The 18791-nt window shown below is 35.4% G+C and carries 13 protein-coding genes; 2 read left to right on the top strand and 11 right to left on the bottom strand.

Features of this window, described 5'->3' with window-relative positions:
- Positions 1-22: 22 nt before the first annotated feature.
- From KGF86_RS03685 to galU, 10 genes are all read right to left on the bottom strand, one after another.
- On the bottom strand, positions 23-1651 hold the full coding sequence (locus tag KGF86_RS03685; protein WP_211741151.1) for an acylphosphatase: 1629 nt from the start codon (positions 1649-1651) through the stop codon (positions 23-25).
- A gap of 39 nt (positions 1652-1690) precedes the next feature.
- Complete coding sequence (locus KGF86_RS03680) at positions 1691-3133, bottom strand: ATP-grasp fold amidoligase family protein (RefSeq protein WP_211741150.1); 1443 nt, start codon at positions 3131-3133, stop codon at positions 1691-1693.
- Positions 3126-5282 (bottom strand): glycosyltransferase family 2 protein, encoded by a 2157-nt coding sequence (locus tag KGF86_RS03675; protein WP_211741149.1) that lies wholly within the window; start codon positions 5280-5282, stop codon positions 3126-3128. Before KGF86_RS03675 ends, KGF86_RS03680 begins: the two co-directional genes overlap by 8 nt.
- 1 nt (position 5283) lies before the next feature.
- Positions 5284-7200 carry a glycosyltransferase gene (locus KGF86_RS03670; protein WP_211741148.1) on the bottom strand — a complete coding sequence of 639 codons (1917 nt, stop codon included), beginning with the start codon at positions 7198-7200 and terminating at the stop codon, positions 5284-5286.
- 25 nt (positions 7201-7225) lie between these two features.
- A complete protein-coding gene (locus KGF86_RS03665) occupies positions 7226-8767 on the bottom strand; it encodes an ABC transporter ATP-binding protein (RefSeq protein WP_211741212.1) in 1542 nt (513 codons plus the stop codon).
- Positions 8768-8820: 53 nt separating this feature from the next.
- On the bottom strand, positions 8821-9597 hold the full coding sequence (locus tag KGF86_RS03660; protein WP_186868381.1) for an ABC transporter permease: 777 nt from the start codon (positions 9595-9597) through the stop codon (positions 8821-8823).
- A gap of 37 nt (positions 9598-9634) precedes the next feature.
- Positions 9635-10432 carry a glycosyltransferase family 2 protein gene (locus tag KGF86_RS03655; RefSeq protein WP_186868380.1) on the bottom strand — a complete coding sequence of 266 codons (798 nt, stop codon included), beginning with the start codon at positions 10430-10432 and terminating at the stop codon, positions 9635-9637.
- Positions 10433-10436: 4 nt separating this feature from the next.
- Positions 10437-11564 (bottom strand): glycosyltransferase, encoded by a 1128-nt coding sequence (locus tag KGF86_RS03650; RefSeq protein WP_211741147.1) that lies wholly within the window; start codon positions 11562-11564, stop codon positions 10437-10439.
- A gap of 4 nt (positions 11565-11568) precedes the next feature.
- Positions 11569-12753, bottom strand: a complete 1185-nt coding sequence (locus tag KGF86_RS03645) for a glycosyltransferase (protein ID WP_343221415.1) — start codon at positions 12751-12753, stop codon at positions 11569-11571.
- Between the two features lie 183 nt (positions 12754-12936).
- A complete protein-coding gene (gene galU, locus KGF86_RS03640) occupies positions 12937-13830 on the bottom strand; it encodes a UTP--glucose-1-phosphate uridylyltransferase GalU (RefSeq protein WP_281413748.1) in 894 nt (297 codons plus the stop codon).
- Between the two features lie 184 nt (positions 13831-14014).
- On the opposite strand from galU, the gene KGF86_RS03635 reads away from it, so the two are divergent.
- Complete coding sequence (locus tag KGF86_RS03635; RefSeq protein ID WP_211741145.1) at positions 14015-15328, top strand: nucleotide sugar dehydrogenase; 1314 nt, start codon at positions 14015-14017, stop codon at positions 15326-15328.
- Between the two features lie 374 nt (positions 15329-15702).
- Here KGF86_RS03635 and KGF86_RS03630 read toward each other — a convergent pair whose 3' ends face one another.
- Positions 15703-17133 (bottom strand): APC family permease, encoded by a 1431-nt coding sequence (locus KGF86_RS03630; protein WP_186868375.1) that lies wholly within the window; start codon positions 17131-17133, stop codon positions 15703-15705.
- Between the two features lie 196 nt (positions 17134-17329).
- On the opposite strand from KGF86_RS03630, the gene KGF86_RS03625 reads away from it, so the two are divergent.
- Positions 17330-18778: a sodium:solute symporter family protein gene (locus KGF86_RS03625; RefSeq protein WP_211741144.1), complete on the top strand. Its 1449-nt coding sequence runs from the start codon at positions 17330-17332 to the stop codon at positions 18776-18778.
- Positions 18779-18791 lie beyond the last annotated feature (13 nt).

The raw sequence follows: 18791 nt of genomic DNA, 5'->3' as shown, positions 1-18791 counted from the left end.
CCTCCTATAAACACTAGATATATTATTTGAATCTCTTAAATAAAGCTCCAGCTAACCGAACTGGCTTAGATACTCTCCAGGAGAGGCTTTGCTCAAATTTACGATTTTGCAATTCAGCTTTCTTTAGCGATAGTTCAGTTACCTCTAACTCTTGGAGGATAATTTTTAGTTCCTCTAACTGTGTCTTTAAATCTGCTTTGATTTCAAAACCTACTTTTATTGGTTCCTGATAAATCTCTTCCTGAACCTCTAATACATGGGATCTCTCTGGATCCTCAAATAGAGCATTTCTAAAATCATTGACCATTTCCTCATCAGTACCAGCAACTACTACCTCGATGTCTCCATTTTCAAGGTTACTAACGAATCCATGAAGGTATCTTTCAAAAGCTTGTTTTCTTAACCCACGATGATAGCCGATATCTTGTACATCCCCAGACACAATATACTTTTTAGAATATATCTTCCCTACTGGTGATGGCGTAACAGTTGTAATAAAACCTTGTCTAGATATAAGTGGATCCAAGACATCATGGAAATCAAAATACGTCCTACCTTTGTTCTCTATATCCCCCTTGGTTTCCGGGAAGTAATAATCAATAATTGCTGCGGGAACATCTCTGGACTTTCCTTTAATAGGATACAATATCCCACCCAATTGAGCGGTTGGATTAAGTTCAATAACAATACTTGAATTATTATTTGTATTGTTATTACTATCATAAATTAAATCGACAGCTCCATGTACAAGACCTGGAACTGCTTTTAAAGCATTTATAGCAGTTTGTTTGACATGTTCCGGTAGCTCATCTAATACATCAATTGGATCACCACCAAGTGAAATATTACTTTTTGTACTTAAGAATAGTTGCTCATCTTTATCAAGAATTGAGTCTACTGTATAACCCTTACGACCAATAACCTCTAGTAATTCTTGATTAATTTCAATTAAACAACTAGCTAATCGAGGGTTTAAGCTTCTTTCCTCATTTTTTAATTCAATTAATGATTTAATTGTATTTATACCGTCTCCAATAATATTAGGAGGGATACGTATGATAGCACCGACTACCCTATCATCTACTACATATATTCGATAATCCGATCCATCTATAAATTTTTCGACGATAATATCCTTATAGTTTAATTCATTACGCACATAATCTAGTGAATATTCTAATTCTCCTGAGCTAGTGATATTAGCTACTACCCCTCGACCAAAGCTACCATCGGTTGGCTTTATTACGATTGGATAACCTAAAGAATTAGCAAAACTAATAATTGTCTCGTTAGCATCTTCGGATGAAAATCTCTTACCCTCGGGTGTAGGGACCCCAGCTTTTTTAAGATAATGTTTTGTTTTTTCTTTATCCATACCGATTTCAACTGCTTGGTTTGGAATGAGATCCCCTCTTGTTCTAAAGAAATAGTGTGTTTTCTTTTCAGAGCTTAGAGAGAATAATTGTCCAGGCTTATCGACATACCACGTCTTCATTTCTTTAAATTTCTCAGAATCCTTTACATGCCATCTTAATTTCAGACCTCTTCTCCAACCTTCTAAGGAAACTGCATAAGCATCTAACAGATTCCCATGTGCCTCTGAAGCAAACTTACTAGAAAGGTGTGGTAGCCATTGTTTCTCATCTTCCATTGAATATCCTCCTAAATTTCTCTCCTAAAATAGTTACGCTTAAAACGTTTTGATCATCTCATTAAAATAACTAAATTCCTTACCATTTAGTAAATCATTTATTAATCGACCTTCAGCTTCGTTAAAATAATCACCTAACCACTTATCTGTGGCTTCATCAAATTCATCATAGTTTCCTGGTTTAGGCGTAAATTCCCCAAACACTAGTCCTTTATCTGAACGGAGGAAGTCAATCCTAATAAATGGAGCGGGGATTAATTGGCTAATTTCCTTTGCAAGCTGAACTTCCGCTTGTGTGCATCCCTTCCCTTTAAACAAATCATTCGTATATTTTCCTGTTTTTACTCGTTCACCATTTTCTGTCCACCAGCAATACTTCAACTCTGGATAACGAGATATCTCCAATATAAGTCCAACCCTACCATAAAAGCAATAAAATTTTATATCACGTGAGGGAAGCTTATCGTCCTTATTTTCCAGGATAAGCTCTTCTATAATCCACTTGTCTTCTTCAACCCAACCTGAAGAAAGGTCTTTAGCTAATGATTCAAGTAATCCTTCCCAGCTTTTTACATTCCTAGAACGCTTTATATCAAATATATCTGTAGTGGAATATACTAAGTAAACTCCGCGTGAACCTGCACCATTTGCAGGCTTGATAACGATTCCTTCTCGTTTTGGAATGGTTGATATGCTGTACGTATCCTCTGCCACCCAAGGAATTGGAACATTTAATTTATCCATGAAGTTGTAGGCATTTCGCTTATCATCTAATTGCCATTCAGGCAACGTACCTGTTAATTGCATTTTTCTGATTCTCATATTCATGCTAGCCCGAAATGATGATACCTGCCTAAGTTCTATTGGACTATCCTTCAATCCTTCTCTTAGAATAAACTCCGGAATAGCTTCCATCGTTAAACCATCCAACACTAGTTGATAAATATAATCTCGATATTCTTCTTTTTCCTTCATGAATAGTCTTGCTATATACCTCAACATATGGTTATAGTTAGAATCGAGTTGTTTTTTGTTTTCAATTGTTTGTTTTAGGAAGGAAATTAACTCTCCATTTTCTTTCTTTTCTTTCAGAACATCATGGAGAGACCCAATATTAAGCAAGCGATCACGTATTATTAGATCATGATATTTTTCCTTCGTACTATAAAGTTCCTTTTGAATTTCAGCTAGTTTCTCTTCTAATTCTGATATAATTACCTCTTTAGAAGTTCCCCTACTAAATTTAGCTTTTGTTATTGGCTTAAAGAGTTTATAGGTATTGCTTGAGGAGATTTGTTTTGCCTTTTTTTTATTTTGTATATTTTCACTAGCTAACTTTTTTATATCTACTTCCTTGTCTAATAAAGCTTCCAGTAAAAAATCTCGTTTACGTATTTCCTCTCCTACTTCTAAGGAATCAGTTAAATCATCCATTAGATTACTTTTGTCGATAGGGCTTATAGGATGCTCTTTTTTACTCATTTGATTGCTCCCCTTTAACATGACCTAAATGAAATGGATTTTCTTGTACAATCCAATCATCTAAATGAACAGAATAAGGTTGTAAATTCTCCTTAGATAATTTGATATATTTTAAATCATTTTTTGCTAATCGGTCTAAGCTTTCCCTGATTTCCTGGTTGCATGGATACCATTTACCTAAGTGATCAACTTGCTGAATAAGATGCTTGGCACATTTTCGTAAATGGTAGTGAGGTATGCCGTTTCGTTTTGGCGGCTGATATATCAATACCTTAACTGCCTCTGCCTTTATGTATGGTAAATATCTTTGTTTTTCTTCCAATATAGAAGGATCAATTAGGATGAGAAGGTCACATGTTATTTGTTCGCCATACACGATAAATTGAACATCCTTGCCATCAACGATTTCTCTAATTCTAGGGCTTATCATTTTTATATCTTTATAATGATAATCATTCCATTGAATTAGCCCCGTTTTTAATCCGCGTTTTAAATGTTCTTGGATTTTCATAAGAGTAGATTCAACAAATCCTTCGTTTCGAAAATCAGCCGCCATGATCACATCAAACTCTCTGAAGCCGAAACGCTTCTCTTCTCTTTGGACCCATAAAGGCTCGGGTACTGGAAATGGACGATTCTTCATGGGGAAGTCATAGTATAATGACCTTCTCGATTGATGATGAGCCAAAAAAGCCTCACGATATTCCTTACGTATCCCCATTAAGAAACCATTATATCCAAAGAAACTACTACTCGTTAAGGAGCTTAATGATTGTCTAGCAAAAGATAACGGGCCTGTATGCAAGTCAACCACGCTCTGAGATCCAAAGACTTTCATAAGTCTATGTTTGAACTCGCTGTCTGCCGCAAAACGTACACTATCCCAAGCACCTAATTTTTCTAAGACTGGCTTTCTGCGAAACATTAGAGAGGACATATTAGAAAAAATGTATTCTCCTTCTGTTCCTCTTCTAGTTAATCGAAGGGATTCTGTCATACGCGCTAGTTCTGAAGTATTGCCTATAACAGATGGATTGTTGATTAAGTGTTCCACCTGTATCGCTATTTTTTGAGCATGGGACCAATCGTCTGCGTCATTCACTGTCAAATATTCACCTGTAGCATGCTTTAGGCCGATGTTTCTTGCTACATAGGGACCACTATTTTTCCCCGTAGAAAATAGTTTCACACGAGAATCTCTTTCTATATAATGTTCTACAATCTTTACTGTACTATCCGTACTACAGTCGTCCACTACTATTATTTCTATGTTTTGCCATGTCTGCTTTAGCATGGACTCAATTGAAATAGAAATACTATTTTCTGCATTATAGGCAGGGATGATGACCGTTACAGTAGGACCATTACGTAATAACGATTTATTTAATAATGTATTTAAATGATCATAAGGATAAGCTTCACTATTCTCCCTAACTTCAATTGGAAGAAGTTGATAATGGTTCAGTGCTTTATTAATCCATTCCAATTTCGATGTCATGTCTTTCTCTAGGTTAGCCATTGCCAACAATAAATCAGGATGGTTGTGGTGGCTAATGTAAGTTGATAGGATACGTTCTGCCTGCTCTGGTTCCTCACATAACAAATAACATTCCGCCTTTAATATAGCCACTCTTCTTTGAAAATCGTCATCATTAACGGTATGTAATGCTTGTAAATAATGTAAGGCTTTAACAGCATCAATAGATGAATTTTTATTTGCATGCCAAAGAGCAAGCTCCCATGATACAGCTTGCTTCATATAACGATTATCCGTATCCTTAAAGATTGCTTCTAATTCATTCAATACTTTTTCTTCAAATCCTAAAGTATATAGCCAGTATCTGTATTCTTTAATTTTATTTGAAGCTTTCTTCTGCTTATATGTTTTACTATATAGCTGACGCTTGTCTCTTCTACCTAGAATATATGCTCCCGATTCTTTTATAGCATATTTCCATTTAGATGGTATTTTCTTTAAATGAAAGATACGACTATTCGTGATCTCTCTAAACTCTCTCTCTAGAGTTTGGCGGAATAGTCGTGATTCTTCAGTCAGCCTTTTTTGCTCTAACCATTGATTCTCTAACTTTTCTAATTCGTTCTGAAGTTCAATATTTCGTTCCTTTAGTTTTTTAGCATCATATTTCATTTCATATCTTCCAATCCTTATCTAATAGAAGGAAATCAACTTCGTTTGGATACGCTACTTTAAACTTTTCGAATAAATCATTATCTTTTACCAACCAATGCATAGGTCCGGAAAAATAACGGTCCAGATTTTTCTTATACTTAGTTATATCTGTTTCAATGAAATGGTCTACCATTACTTTAATCTGATCTGCTGTTACACTAGGTATGTAACGCTGAAAATCATGTAATATTGATGTTCCTAAAACAACTAAATGACGCGCTTTAATTTGTTCCCCGAACACAAGCATGTGTACTTGATTATTATCAATTAAAGCTCTTATTTCCGAACGAATTTTTTTGTTAGATAACTTTACGTCATACTTGTTCATTTGAATAAGCCCTATCCTACTACTAGTTTTGGATAGACTTTTAATTTTATCTACTGCTTCATTAGGAATATCCCTATAATCAGCAACTAATATCATCTCAAAATACCGGTAATTTTCTTGTTTTTCTTCTCTTTTTGGCCACATTGGTTCTGGAACTGGATATAGTCTTTTATCAGCTGGATATGGATAGAACAATGACCTTCCAGACTGATGGTATGTTGAAAAGCTCTCCACATATTCCTTACGAGCTCCCATAAAGAAACCATTATAACCGAACGCTGAACTACCAGTAAGTGAATTAACAGACTGTCTCGGCAAGGATAAAGGACCAGAATTTAAATCGACAAACTTATTTTTACCGAAGGCCTTAATTAATCTACGTTTAAATTCACCATCTGCTGCGAAACGTACACTGTCCCAATTCCCTAATTTTTCTAGCACTGGTTTTCTTCGGAACATTAAAGAAGACATATTTGGAAAAATATACTTACCAGGTGTTCCTCTACGATAGAATTTAATGTCTTCTGTAAGTCTTGCATGTGCAGATGTATTCGCGATAATATCTTGATGTTGCATAAGATGACGAGCCTGTATTTCTAATTTTTGGGCGTGAGACCAATCATCAGAGTCATTAACTGTTATAAAGTCACCCGTTACATGCTGCAAGCCAATATTACGAGCTACATATGGTCCACTATTTTCTGGAGTAGATAGAAGCTTCACTCTAGGATCCTTTGCTACATACTCCTTCACTACTTCGGCCGTACCATCTGGACTGCAATCATCCACTACAATGAGTTCAAGATTCTTCCACGTCTGTGAAAGAATGGACTCAATAGCAATGCGAATCCCTTGCTCTGCTTTAAAGGCAGGTAATATTACCGAAATCTTAGGCACATCTTCAATGGATTCATTACTAGATTGCGTTCTCAAATCATCGTAGGTACTATCATTTCCCTTTTCAAAATAGATTGGTGTTAGATGATACTGTTCCATCACCTTGTTAATCCAATCTAACTTTTTATCAATTGAATTTTCTAGATTAGCCATGCCTAGAAATAAATCGGGGTGTGGTTGAATATGAATCAAATCTTGTAAAACAACCTTTCCCATCTCTTTCTTTTGTAGCAGGTCATAACACTCCGCTTCCACAATTCCAAATCTTCTTAATTGATCTTGATTTTTCTCGCCATCTTTTGCAACGGCAATATATTGGAGTGCTTTTTCAGCACCTTCCTTTGAATAATCATTGGCATACCATAATGCAAGCTCCCAAGCTGCCAGCCTTTTTATATAAGGATATTTATTTTGTTCATAGAAGCTTTTCAATTCTGATAGACCTCTATCTTGAAATCCTAAATTATATAGATGGTAGCGAATTTGTTTTAATTCTTGCCGTTGTAATTGTTGTTTTCCTAAAATTATCGCACGCAATTTTTCCTTTTGCTCATCTGTAAATAAATCCCCTAAACGCTTACGCTGATTCTCGCTTAAGACATTATACATAAACCAATCAATTGGTCCAGTTAAGACTTTTTTAATTCCCAACTTCTCCACCACCTATAAAAGTACACTACCCATTATTGTCTATTCCGTTATTCTGCTTTAATTGAATTTTTCGTTTCACACCGTTTGCTTCACGATATTTGGCAACAGCTTCCTCAGCTGTACCATCGTAACGAATTTGACCTTTTTCCATCCAAATGGCTCTAGTACACACCTTTTCGATAAATCCCATGCTATGGGAAACAATAATTACAGCTTTTGCACGCTCCATCATATCTTGAATTCGTTCGCTTGCTTTTTGTTGAAATGCTATATCACCAGTGGATAATGCTTCATCAATAATAAAGACATCCGGTTGTAGTATCGCTGCAATACTAAAGCCTAAACGAGATTTCATACCTGCTGAATAATTTTTTACTGGCTTATTAATAGCATCACCAATACCTGAAAATTCTACAATCTTATCAAAGTCTCTATTCACTCGTTTTTTCGGTATCCCTAACAGCATCGCGTTTAGATATATATTATCTACACCCGTTAACTGTGGGTTGAATCCTGTACCATAACCAAGTAAAGCCGAGGTTTTGCCATTAATTTCAATATTACCTGTGTCTGGTACTAGAATATTCGTTAACACTTTACATAACGTACTTTTCCCTGCACCATTATGACCAATGATTCCAATGACTTCGCCTTCTCTTACTTCAAAATTAACATCTTTTAGAGCCCAAAATTCTTTGGAGCTTAATTGATATGATATTCCTACCTTTTCAGCCTTTATAACGATATTATCTTCAATATTCGTTTCCGTTTTTTTCAATTGTAAATTCTTATTCTTCCTAGGTGGTCTAGGTGGTACAGTTGCCCGATACTTTTGGACGATTTCTTTCGGATCGCCTATTTCTCGCACTTTACCATTATCAATCCACATTAATCGGTCACAATTGCGTTGCGCATATAGTAAACCATGCGTCACAATAATAACTAGCTTCGCCTTGTTTACAATTTCCTTCATCTTTTCTGCAGCTTTCCTACTAAAACGTGCATCACCAGTGTTTAAGGCTTCATCCAGGATTAAAACCTCGGGTTCTAAATGGGCAGCTACACTAAACCCAAGTCTAGCCCGCATTCCGCTAGAGTAATACTTCATTGGTTGATCTAGGAACTCGCCGATTTCAGAGAATTCATGAATGTCATCAATATAATGATTGATAACTTCCTTTTCAATTCCTAGCATCATACCGTTTAAATAAACATTCTCTCGTCCTGTTAACTCTTGATTAAATCCCATACCGAAGGAGAATAGGGCCGTTACTTTCCCATTAACGTTTATATCACCTTTGTCTTCTTTTAGAATCCCGGCAATAATTTTACTTAATGTTGTTTTACCCGCTCCATTGGAACCGATAATTCCCAATATTTCTCCTTGATGTCCATCAAAGCTAATGTCCTTTAATGACCATACCTTCTTTTTACTTTCTGATTTCCCCTTATCTTTTATTGCGCTGAATAAAATCGACTTTATATCATCACGTTGCCTTCCTGTTTCGAAAGACACTCCAATATTACGGGCTTTTACCACAAGGTTATTTTTTTCACTTAGTATCATGGAAGGATCTTTTTTGTTTTCCAATTTAAAACCCTCTTTATCTGATAATTTTCTTATAACGCCTTAATAATCTTATGTTCGTTCTTACTGAAGTAATAAAGCATAAAAATAATGACTATAATGGATACAAAGAATATAATCCCTAAACCAATAAAGTCAGGACTAGTGTTCCGCATTAATATATCTCGATAGGATTCGATAATGATCGCAATCGGATTATAGTCTACAGCCCAGCTATAGTTTTCTGGTAAACGGCTTCCAACCCAAATAATAGGCGAAGCATAGAAAAAGATACGTGTAACATACGTGAGTAAGTTATCAATATCACGAATAAACACTGTAAAATACCCTAAGAACAGCCCTATTGCTAATAAAAAGGCTAAGGTGATTAAGATTAATACTGGTAAATATATAATTTCCCACCCTGGTATATAGCCAAAGAATACTAAGAATAACGCAATTACTACTAGACCAAAGGCAAAGTTAAATAATTGAGTCAAAGAAAAGGCCACAGGGAAAATAGATTTAGGCAAATATACTTGGTTAATGATGGACCGGTAACGTAATACGGAACGAGCTGATGCATTAATAGATGAGCTAATCCATCTCCAAACAACTAGTCCAATAACTAGGAATGTAGGGTAATCTGGTCCACCGCGTTCCAAAATAATAACAACGACAAAATAATACACTAGTACATTCAATAATGGATCCAATAACCACCAAAAATAGCCCAGATAGCTATTTCGATGCTCGGCTTTTAGTCCTGATTTTACTAGATAAAATAATAAATCTTTTCTTTTAGCTAATTCCTGTAAATAGGATTTCATTGGAATTTACTCCTTTTTTACCTGCAATACACATGTTTTATGAAATTTTAAACTTAATTAAGTTACGAATTCCGATACTGGCGTAGTGCATAAAATACCAAATACTCTTTATCAGTGGCTGTTTTTCTATCTTTCGATAAACATACCATTGGCGCTTAGCGGCTTTTACTTTATTACTAGAAATAGAATTTCCTACGTTTCTATATTTTGCAAGTACCTCTGGCAGTCCATATGCCCTAAACCCCATCTTTGTCAGGGTTAACCAATAGGCATAATCTTGCCTCGTACGAATATTAATCATTTCATGATACCCGGTTTTTTCTCGATCTATCATGACAGTTAAACAACCAATAACACAATGCTTTAATAAATCCTCATATCCAACTGATTCTGGTGCCCTTGAGATAGCATCTTTTAATGTTCCGTCTTCTTCCATCCGAATATACTTCGTAAAGGAAAAGGCTATATCCTTTTCTTGCATAAACCGAAGTTGTCTTTCAAGCTTCTCTGGATACCAAAGATCGTCACTATCTAAAAAGGCAATATATCGACCACTAGCATTCTCCATTGCTGTATTCCTCGCAATTGCTGAACCACTATTAGTTTTTAGTTGTATTAACTTTATCCTTGAATCCTTCTTTGCATATTCTTGTATATATGCCACTGTCCTATCTGTTGAACAGTCGTCCACAATGATCATTTCCCAGTTAGAATAAGTCTGGCATAGGACAGATTCAATCGTTTCTCCAATAAATCTTTCTGCATTATACGCTGGTGTAATAACAGAAATCAAAGGGTCATTTGCTAACAATTTCTCCCCTCTTTTCTCAAACATTAAGCTATTTATTCGCTAATAAATCATTGTACCATGAAACAAGCTTTTCCTCTTCCACTTTCCAATTTAAACTACGAAGCACCGCCTTCTTCCCATTCTCCCCCATCTCTCTTACCTTATCCGGGTTTGACTTTAAATAATGGAGTGCATTTTCGATTTCTTTTTCATCATAGGGATCAACGGCAATGCCGCACTGATACGTCTCGACAAATTTCTTCCATACTGGAAAGTTCGAGCATAGTATCGGAATTCCAGCACTCATATACTCAAAAAACTTCGTCAGTTCCTTTTTCATATAGTGCTCTGTAGGTGGAAATAAGGCTACTCCCGCCAACCAATTTTCATTCATGTAGTATGCTTCAATCGTTTCTTTCTGCACAAATTGATCTAAACCCTCTATAAGTAAATTATTCTTTTTATCCTTGGCTATCTGATACATTTCATCAGCTATACTACGGGAACACTTCCCAACAAATTGGACCGAAATTGTTTCATCTATTAACGGTAGTTTAGCGTGAATTAAGGCACCTCTTACATGTGTAACATTACCAGTGTAAAGCACCTTATTTACTGGTTTTTCATCATTCCGATCATGTTTCACAATTTTCTCATTAACGGTCGGATAGTTTAATATACATTTTCCCCTTGGATAGAGGTCTTTATAATACTTTTCTGCTAAGCAAAGTTCGAATTTCCTACTAAAGAATGCCTCTATTAGCTTATACGTTTTTGCTATTATTTTTCTGACAGGCTTACTCATATAATCTTTTTGCATAATACTGGTAACATAATCTTCATGAATGTCATAAATCACAATATTATTTTTTTTCTTTAAGAGCCATGCTACTAATAACAACTCAGGATCGTGAAAATGATAAACGTCTGCACTTAGTTGTTTTGATTTTTTATAAGCATCCCACGTACCAAAAATCATTCGTTTTAACCGATTGGAATATTTCTTTAGTGGAATATGCTTTATTCCCTTGTTAGTAGTGGGCTGTTCTGCCTCTTGTGCAATTAACGTTACATCAAATCCCGCATGCGATAATGACATACATTCCTTATGAAAAATTCTAGGATCATAGGGATGATGCACCGTTGTTAGGTGTACTACTCGTTTTGGAGTATTCATTTCATCAGCTCCTGCTTGCTAACCTCTGTTTTACTTCCAGGCAATCAACAAAAACATCCTCATACTGTTTGACAATTTCTTGGGCATCAAACTGACGAGCTCTACTTAAGCCTCTTTGAACCAAGTAATCTTTTTCATGATCCTGTAAGGTTAAAACTTGATATATTTTTTCTGACATATCCTTCGGGTTACCGATTTCACATAATTTACCGTATTTACCTTCCTCTAGCACCTCGACTGCACCCGGTTTACATTTTGTCGAAACAATCGGTACACCCGCGGCCAACGCTTCTGCTAATACATGTCCAAATCCTTCTCTTAATGATGATAGAACAAATAGGTCAGCATGAGTAAAATAAATATACGGATTCGTCATAAACCCTAAAAAGAACACCTTATCCTCAATATTTAATTCTTTAGCTTGTTTTTTTAACTGCGCTTCTAGTTCTCCTTCTCCTAGTATAACTAGTTTTGCCTCTAGTTGCTGTTGTATCATAGAGAAGGCTTTCAGAAGTGTTTTATGGTCCTTATCAGGGACAAGTCTACCAGCAGTAATGATAACGTTTCCTGTTCCATTGAAGATATGTCGATGTTCTTCCTCTATCTGTCCACCCTCAATATTTTGTTGAATAACCTTTAAATCCACAGGATTATAAATTACCGTTATTTTTTCTGACGGTACCCTATACCGTTTTATAATATTCTCTTTTACGCCATTTGAAAGTGAGATTACACGACTAGAAAACTTATAAAGAAGTCCAACGAATCTTAACTTCAAATTGGCAGACCGAGAACCACCTAAAAAAGCAGCTTCCCTAACGATATTCTTTGCTTTTGTGAAAGATAATAGTCTCGCTAAAATTGCTACAATATTATAATTCGGTATCGTACTGAATACAAGGTCGACTTTTTCTTTTCGTATAATCTTAGACAATGGAATAATTGCCGAACGAAGTCGTCTTGTATGTAATTTAATGAACTTTACATCTTCATTTAAATATTTTTCATAGCTACCTTCATAATTTAATGTAACTAGAACAGGAGTAAACCTATTTCGATCCAAATGGTTAACGATATTCAGCATCGTTCTCGCTGCACCACCGGCTCCCATTTGATAAATGAAAAAAAGAACCTTCTTCTTCTTCAATGTTAACAGCCTTTCTTCATCATTTGGCTTATTTAATAACAAATACTCATGGAATTATACCATAGCATGAAAAATTTATAAATTATAGTTCCGGACTAGCCAAATATAACCTTTAGAAAAACTCGGATTCGCTTGCCTTTTAGAAAATATCGTAGTTTCTCTTATTCTGTTGGGGAAGATTTTTAAGCCTTCCTGCTAAAAAAAGGAATTTGGAAGCCAAATTCCTCACAACTTCTTATCTTCTAATGATTGAAGCTTCTTTTTCATAAATTGCTTAACATCCTCACGTAATTCAGGTCGATTTAACGCAAATTCAATGGTTGCTTGAACAAAGCCTAATTTATCTCCAACATCAAACCGCCTACCATCGAAGTTATAAGCTAAGACTTGCTCTACTTCATTTAACTTTACAAGTGCATCTGTTAACTGGATTTCATTATTTTTACCAGGATTAAGACTCTCTAATATAGGAAATATTGCCGGGGAAAGTACGTACCGACCCATAATGGCTAAATTAGATGGCGCTTCTTCTATACTAGGTTTCTCAATCAAGGACTCAATTGCTGTAACCTTTGAACTATAGCTTACATCTTGTAATGGTTTAATAACGCCATACTTCGATACTTCCTGCATTGGAATATCATGTACTCCTACTACAGAAAGTTGATATTCGTTATAGATGTTTATTAATTGCTTTAATGCCGGTTCACTCGATTCAACAATATCATCTCCGAGTAATACCGCAAAGGGCTCATCTCCTACAAAAGTATGAGCACAAGCAATTGCATGTCCTAATCCTTTCGGTTCCTTTTGCCGGATATAATGAATGTTTGCTAGGTTGGAGATATCACGTACCATTTTTAAGGTCTCTTCATCCCCTTTACTTGCAAGTTTTTCTTCTAATTCATAGGAAATATCAAAATGATCTTCTATTGCTCTTTTTCCTCTACCAGAGATAATGATAATATCTTCTATACCAGAAGCTACTGCCTCTTCGACTATATATTGTATCGTTGGTTTATCTACAATGGGGAGCATTTCCTTTGGTTGTGCTTTTGTAGCAGGTAGAAAACGCGTGCCTAAACCTGCTGCAGGAATAATCGCCTTTTTAACCTTCATCATCATATCTCCTCTACTAATGTTACAATGGATATGTATAAGTTTATCATAAGCTTTTTACACGTCCAATTTTATTAAGGTATAAAGAAATGCATTCAGCTAATAAACAATGTATAATATTAATTGCTAGACAGGTCAAGATAAAGTTGAATTACTATATAAACTAAAAAAGGTAGGCTAAATAATGAGTTTATATGAAAAAATAATAACAAAAGAAGAAAAAATCTCTGTAATAGGATTAGGTTACGTAGGACTTCCACTCGCAGTTGAATTTGCCAAAAAATATGATGTCGTTGGATTTGATGTTAATCGAGCAAAGCTTGATAAATACTTAAGTGGCATAGATGTTACAGATGAAGTGGGAAATGAAGCACTCCAAAACACCACTATGAAATTCACAAGTGAAGAAGAGGAGTTAAAGCATTGTAAATTTCATATCGTCGCAGTTCCAACTCCGATAAACATTGATAAAACACCAAATTTGGATCCAGTTATCGGTGCCAGTGAAACGGTTGGAAGGAATCTTACAAAAGGTTCTATTGTTGTTTATGAATCTACGGTATATCCTGGTACGACTGAAGAGATTTGCATTCCGATTTTAGAGGAAGTATCTGGACTAAAATATGGAACTGATTTTAAAGTTGGGTATTCCCCTGAAAGAATTAATCCCGGAGACAAAGTCAATACATTGACTAAAATTATTAAGATCGTTTCCGGATCTGATGATGAGGCGCTTCAAGAAATTTCTAATGTATACAGCTCCATTATTGAAGCAGGTGTTCATGAAGCGGAATCAATTAAAGTTGCAGAAGCAGCAAAAGTAATAGAAAACTCTCAACGAGATATTAACATTGCTTTTATGAATGAGTTATCTATGGTCTTCAATAAAATGGGTATTAATACTAAAGCTGTATTAGAGGCGGCAGGAACAAAGTGGAACTTCCTTAAATTCACTCCTGGATTAGTTGGTGGACACTGTATCGGAGTTGACCCATATTATTTCACCTATAAGGCGGAGCAACTCGGGTATCATTCCCAAATAATCCTGTCAGGGAGAAAAATCAACGATGATATGGGGAAATATGTTGCTAGTAATGTTATCAAACAAATGATAAAAGCAAAACAAGATATTGATGGTGCAAGAGTAGCTATATTAGGATTAACCTTCAAGGAAAATGTTGGTGATGTCCGTAATACTAAGGTTATTGATATCATTGAAGAATTAAAAGAATATGGTGTAAATGTGCTTGTACATGACCCAATCGCAGAGGCTAATGACGTTTACGAAGAATATAATATTAAACTGGTAAATGAAGATGAGCTCAATAATTTAGATTGTGTTGTATTAGCAGTTCCACATAAAATATATCAAGAAATTTACAATCTAGATAATCTAGAGAAGTTATACCGAGATGATAAAAAGGTATTAGTAGATATAAAAAGTGTGTTAGATCGAAAAGATTGGCAAGCAAGAGGCTATCAATATTGGAGCTTATAAAAAAGTAATTTTTCCCTTCCCATTCCATATTAATTATAAGTAGCATCATGACTGGTTTGAACAGTAATTAAACTGAATCATTCCAGTCATATTTGCTCCTATCCATTCCTTGTGACAATAATAGATATAATAATCCCTCTCTCAACTAAAAACACCCCCAAATATTTTTTACTTATAAAATTTTCTTTATTGTTAGCTTGATACTCCAGTATTAGAGTACTGTTCATTTCTGAGAGTCATTCGCCATCGCCTATTCAATCGTACGATCCAAGTAGCTATTCATACCTTTAATTAATGACGAAATTCTATTTTGTCATAAAAAAACCCAAGAGTTAGATTTTTTCACACTAACCCTTGGGGGACTTATAATATTTTTACTCTTTTAAAGGCTTTATTTCTTTATTTCCCAAAATTAAGTAATTAAGTTCTTCTTCTGGAATATTATTTATATCTTTCCTCTTTATCAAGTAGAAGATTAAACCTAGTACAATCCAAGCAATCAATGCGATTCTTGACTCAATTCCCAAAAATGCTGGTGAACCAGGGAACAATAATAATACTAAGAATGTAATACTAGCTGCCATTCCTAAGATTGACACCGTTACTTTCCAAGTTGACTTTGCTTTACTTTTTCTAATAAACGTAAATGCAGCATAGCAGGAATAGAAGTATGCTATGGTTACGCCTACCGATGACATATCAACTACCCATAATAATGCCTCTCTACCAAACCAAGGTGCAAATAAAGCAATTATAACCGTAAATATAATCCCCCAGTACGGCGTTTTATATTTAGGATGCACTTTTGCAAATGCCTCTGGAATAAACTTCGCACGGGCCATTGCAAATAATAGACGACTAGATGATAGGATAAACCCATTTAGACCTGTGAATATTCCCATTGAAAGTGCAACTACTAATATTAACAATCCTGTAGTACCTAATATATCTTGAATTGCAGCTCCTGTACCCCATATATGTCCTGCATCTACTAAATCTGTCCAAGGTGCAGCCATCGAAGTTGCGATGATCATTAAGCTATACAATATCGCTGCGGCAATAATTGCAAATACAATTAGGCCGAATGCCTTTTTAGTAGAAAAGTTAAATTCCTCGGCAGCTTGAGGAACATTGTCAAATCCTACGTATGCCCAAGGTGCAATTGCTACAATAGAGATTATAGCAGCAAAAGCTGTTGTACCTGTTGGAAACAACGGTTCGATATTAGCAAATCCCACTCCAGGCTGGGAACCGACTAAGAAAGTAAGTGTTACAATAGCTAATATCATAACGCAACAGAAAATAAATTGTAACCTACCAGAAAATGAAGTGTTTTTTACATTAAAATAACCAAATAAGGCTAACGCTACTGTTGCAACAATTATTTCTGTAAAATATACATCCCATCCAGCAACTTCATATAACTGCATATTTTGAATAAACTTTGGAAAAACAAACTTAAACATTAAAGCAAGAGCAGATGCATTTAATGCAACAATACATATATACCCTAGCGTTAAAAACCATCCACTAATGAATGCATGAGTCCTTCCTAAACTAACATATGCATATGCAAATTCCCCTCCAGATACCGGAAAAGATTTAATTAAAAATCCATAACTGACAGCAATTAAAATCATTAATAGTCCACCAATAGCAAAACCTAATATTACACCTAAGGGACCGGCTGTAGACATCCAGTTTACAGGTTGAACGAAAGCTCCCCATCCTATCGCTGATCCTAATGCTATTGCCCAAACCCAATGGGGCTTAAGGGATTTATCTAACGTCGTTCTTTCTTTCATGAACATTCTCCTTTAAATATCGATAATACTTCAATATATATGTTAATTTATGATCTGAATTGGGACAATGTTGTCCGAACGTCCGTACCAGTTCAGCCAGTTCGAACATCCCGATAACCTTCACGAAAATATACTTTTACTTTAGAATTTTGAAATATGGGTACTGAAAACTACTTATAGAAAGGTGCGTTACGATATGAATTGGTACTTATTTTGGGTTATAACATTTATTGTGCTCATTACTGCAGTTGGAATATATTATTCACGAAAAATTAAAACTGCGGATGATTATACCATGGCTAATTTCAGTTTAGGATTTTTCCCGATTTGTGGAAGTATTATCGCAACATCCTTAGGTTCTGCAGCAGTAATTGGAAGCGCTGGTAAGGGATTTGAGATCGGTATGGGGTGGTTTTTAACCAATTTTCCAGTTGCTCTTTTTTCGATACTATTAGTGTTCGTACTTGGTTCAACTATACGTAAGCTTAAACTATATACTTTACCAGACTTATTTGTAAGAAGGTATGGTAGAGCGTCAGGAATTATCCCATCATTAATTATTAGTATTCTATATATGACACCAACTTTTGGTATGCAAATTGTGGGCATGGGTGCTATTCTAAGCTCAATCATTGATATTTCTCTTACAAACGCAATGCTCCTAGGTTTTGTTATTTCTGTCGCATTCACTTTAATGGGTGGCCTACCCAGTGTTGCATGGACAGATGCTGTCCAGTCAATCTTAATTCTCGTAGGTCTTATTATCATGTTTCTAATGGGGCTTCATTATGTCGGAGGAATCGATGTTGTCGTACAAAACACACCAAAACAATATTTCGATTTATTTAGTATGGGCACAACGGAGCTAATTAATTACTTAATAATATTTGGCCCCTTCTATTTAGTTTGGCAAACAACCTGGCAACGAATTTCTGCAGCCAAAACTGAAAAAGTTGCAAAGAAAGCTATTTCTATTGGTTTCATCATAACTTTCTTTATTGCGATATTCTCTATAGGAATTGGGGTTATTGCTCGCCAATCACTACCGGATAATACTGCCCCTGACCTAGTTTATACCGCATTTCTCACAGAGGTATTCCCTCCTGAAATTGGTGGTATCTTTATGGTTTCCTTGTTTGCTGCTGTATTAACAGGGGCTACATCCTTCCTTTTAAGTGGTGCCTTGAACATTTCTAAAGATATTTATCAAGGATGGATTAACCCTAAAGCAGACACGCAGAAAGTACTTAAAGTCTCTAGATTGTCTGTAGCTGGAATGGCAGTACTTGGGCTATTAGTCGCTTTATTAATTACCGATGTAATCGAAATTTACTCCTTTGCTTTATCCTTATCAGCTATTACGATGGTAATGCCTGTTCTGGCAGCAATGTTTTGGAAACGAGCTACAAAAGCAGGTGTTATTTCTAGCGTAATTGGCTCCTTACTTGTAGCTGTAATTTGGAGTATATTTAATAATCCATTCGGTTTACATATGATCATACCAGGCCTTACATCTTCTATGGTAATCCTAGTAATAGTCAGCCTATTAACTAAACATTCCAAGGATGAACATGTAACAGCCTACTTCTATTCCATGAAAGAAGTAAAAGAAGAGGACTTAAACTCAGACTTAAAAATAAGTTAACTGTAAGAAAAGG

It is taken from the genome of Ornithinibacillus massiliensis (genome assembly GCF_018310345.1).
Classification (GTDB): domain Bacteria; phylum Bacillota; class Bacilli; order Bacillales; family Amphibacillaceae; genus Ornithinibacillus; species Ornithinibacillus massiliensis.
Note: the sequence above shows the minus strand (reverse complement) of the source record. Positions and strands in the feature narration are given on the sequence as shown.

Coding starts and splice junctions, on each gene's coding strand:
- KGF86_RS03680 (WP_211741150.1), bottom strand. CDS start 3,133: ATGAGTAAAAAAGAGCATCCTATAAGCCCTATCGACAAAAGTAATCTA.
- KGF86_RS03660 (WP_186868381.1), bottom strand. CDS start 9,597: ATGAAATCCTATTTACAGGAATTAGCTAAAAGAAAAGATTTATTATTT.
- galU (WP_281413748.1), bottom strand. CDS start 13,830: ATGAAGGTTAAAAAGGCGATTATTCCTGCAGCAGGTTTAGGCACGCGT.
- KGF86_RS03635 (WP_211741145.1), top strand. CDS start 14,015: ATGAGTTTATATGAAAAAATAATAACAAAAGAAGAAAAAATCTCTGTA.
- KGF86_RS03655 (WP_186868380.1), bottom strand. CDS start 10,432: ATGTTTGAGAAAAGAGGGGAGAAATTGTTAGCAAATGACCCTTTGATT.
- KGF86_RS03685 (WP_211741151.1), bottom strand. CDS start 1,651: ATGGAAGATGAGAAACAATGGCTACCACACCTTTCTAGTAAGTTTGCT.
- KGF86_RS03630 (WP_186868375.1), bottom strand. CDS start 17,133: ATGAAAGAAAGAACGACGTTAGATAAATCCCTTAAGCCCCATTGGGTT.
- KGF86_RS03665 (WP_211741212.1), bottom strand. CDS start 8,767: ATGATACTAAGTGAAAAAAATAACCTTGTGGTAAAAGCCCGTAATATT.
- KGF86_RS03675 (WP_211741149.1), bottom strand. CDS start 5,282: ATGAAATATGATGCTAAAAAACTAAAGGAACGAAATATTGAACTTCAG.
- KGF86_RS03625 (WP_211741144.1), top strand. CDS start 17,330: ATGAATTGGTACTTATTTTGGGTTATAACATTTATTGTGCTCATTACT.
- KGF86_RS03650 (WP_211741147.1), bottom strand. CDS start 11,564: ATGAATACTCCAAAACGAGTAGTACACCTAACAACGGTGCATCATCCC.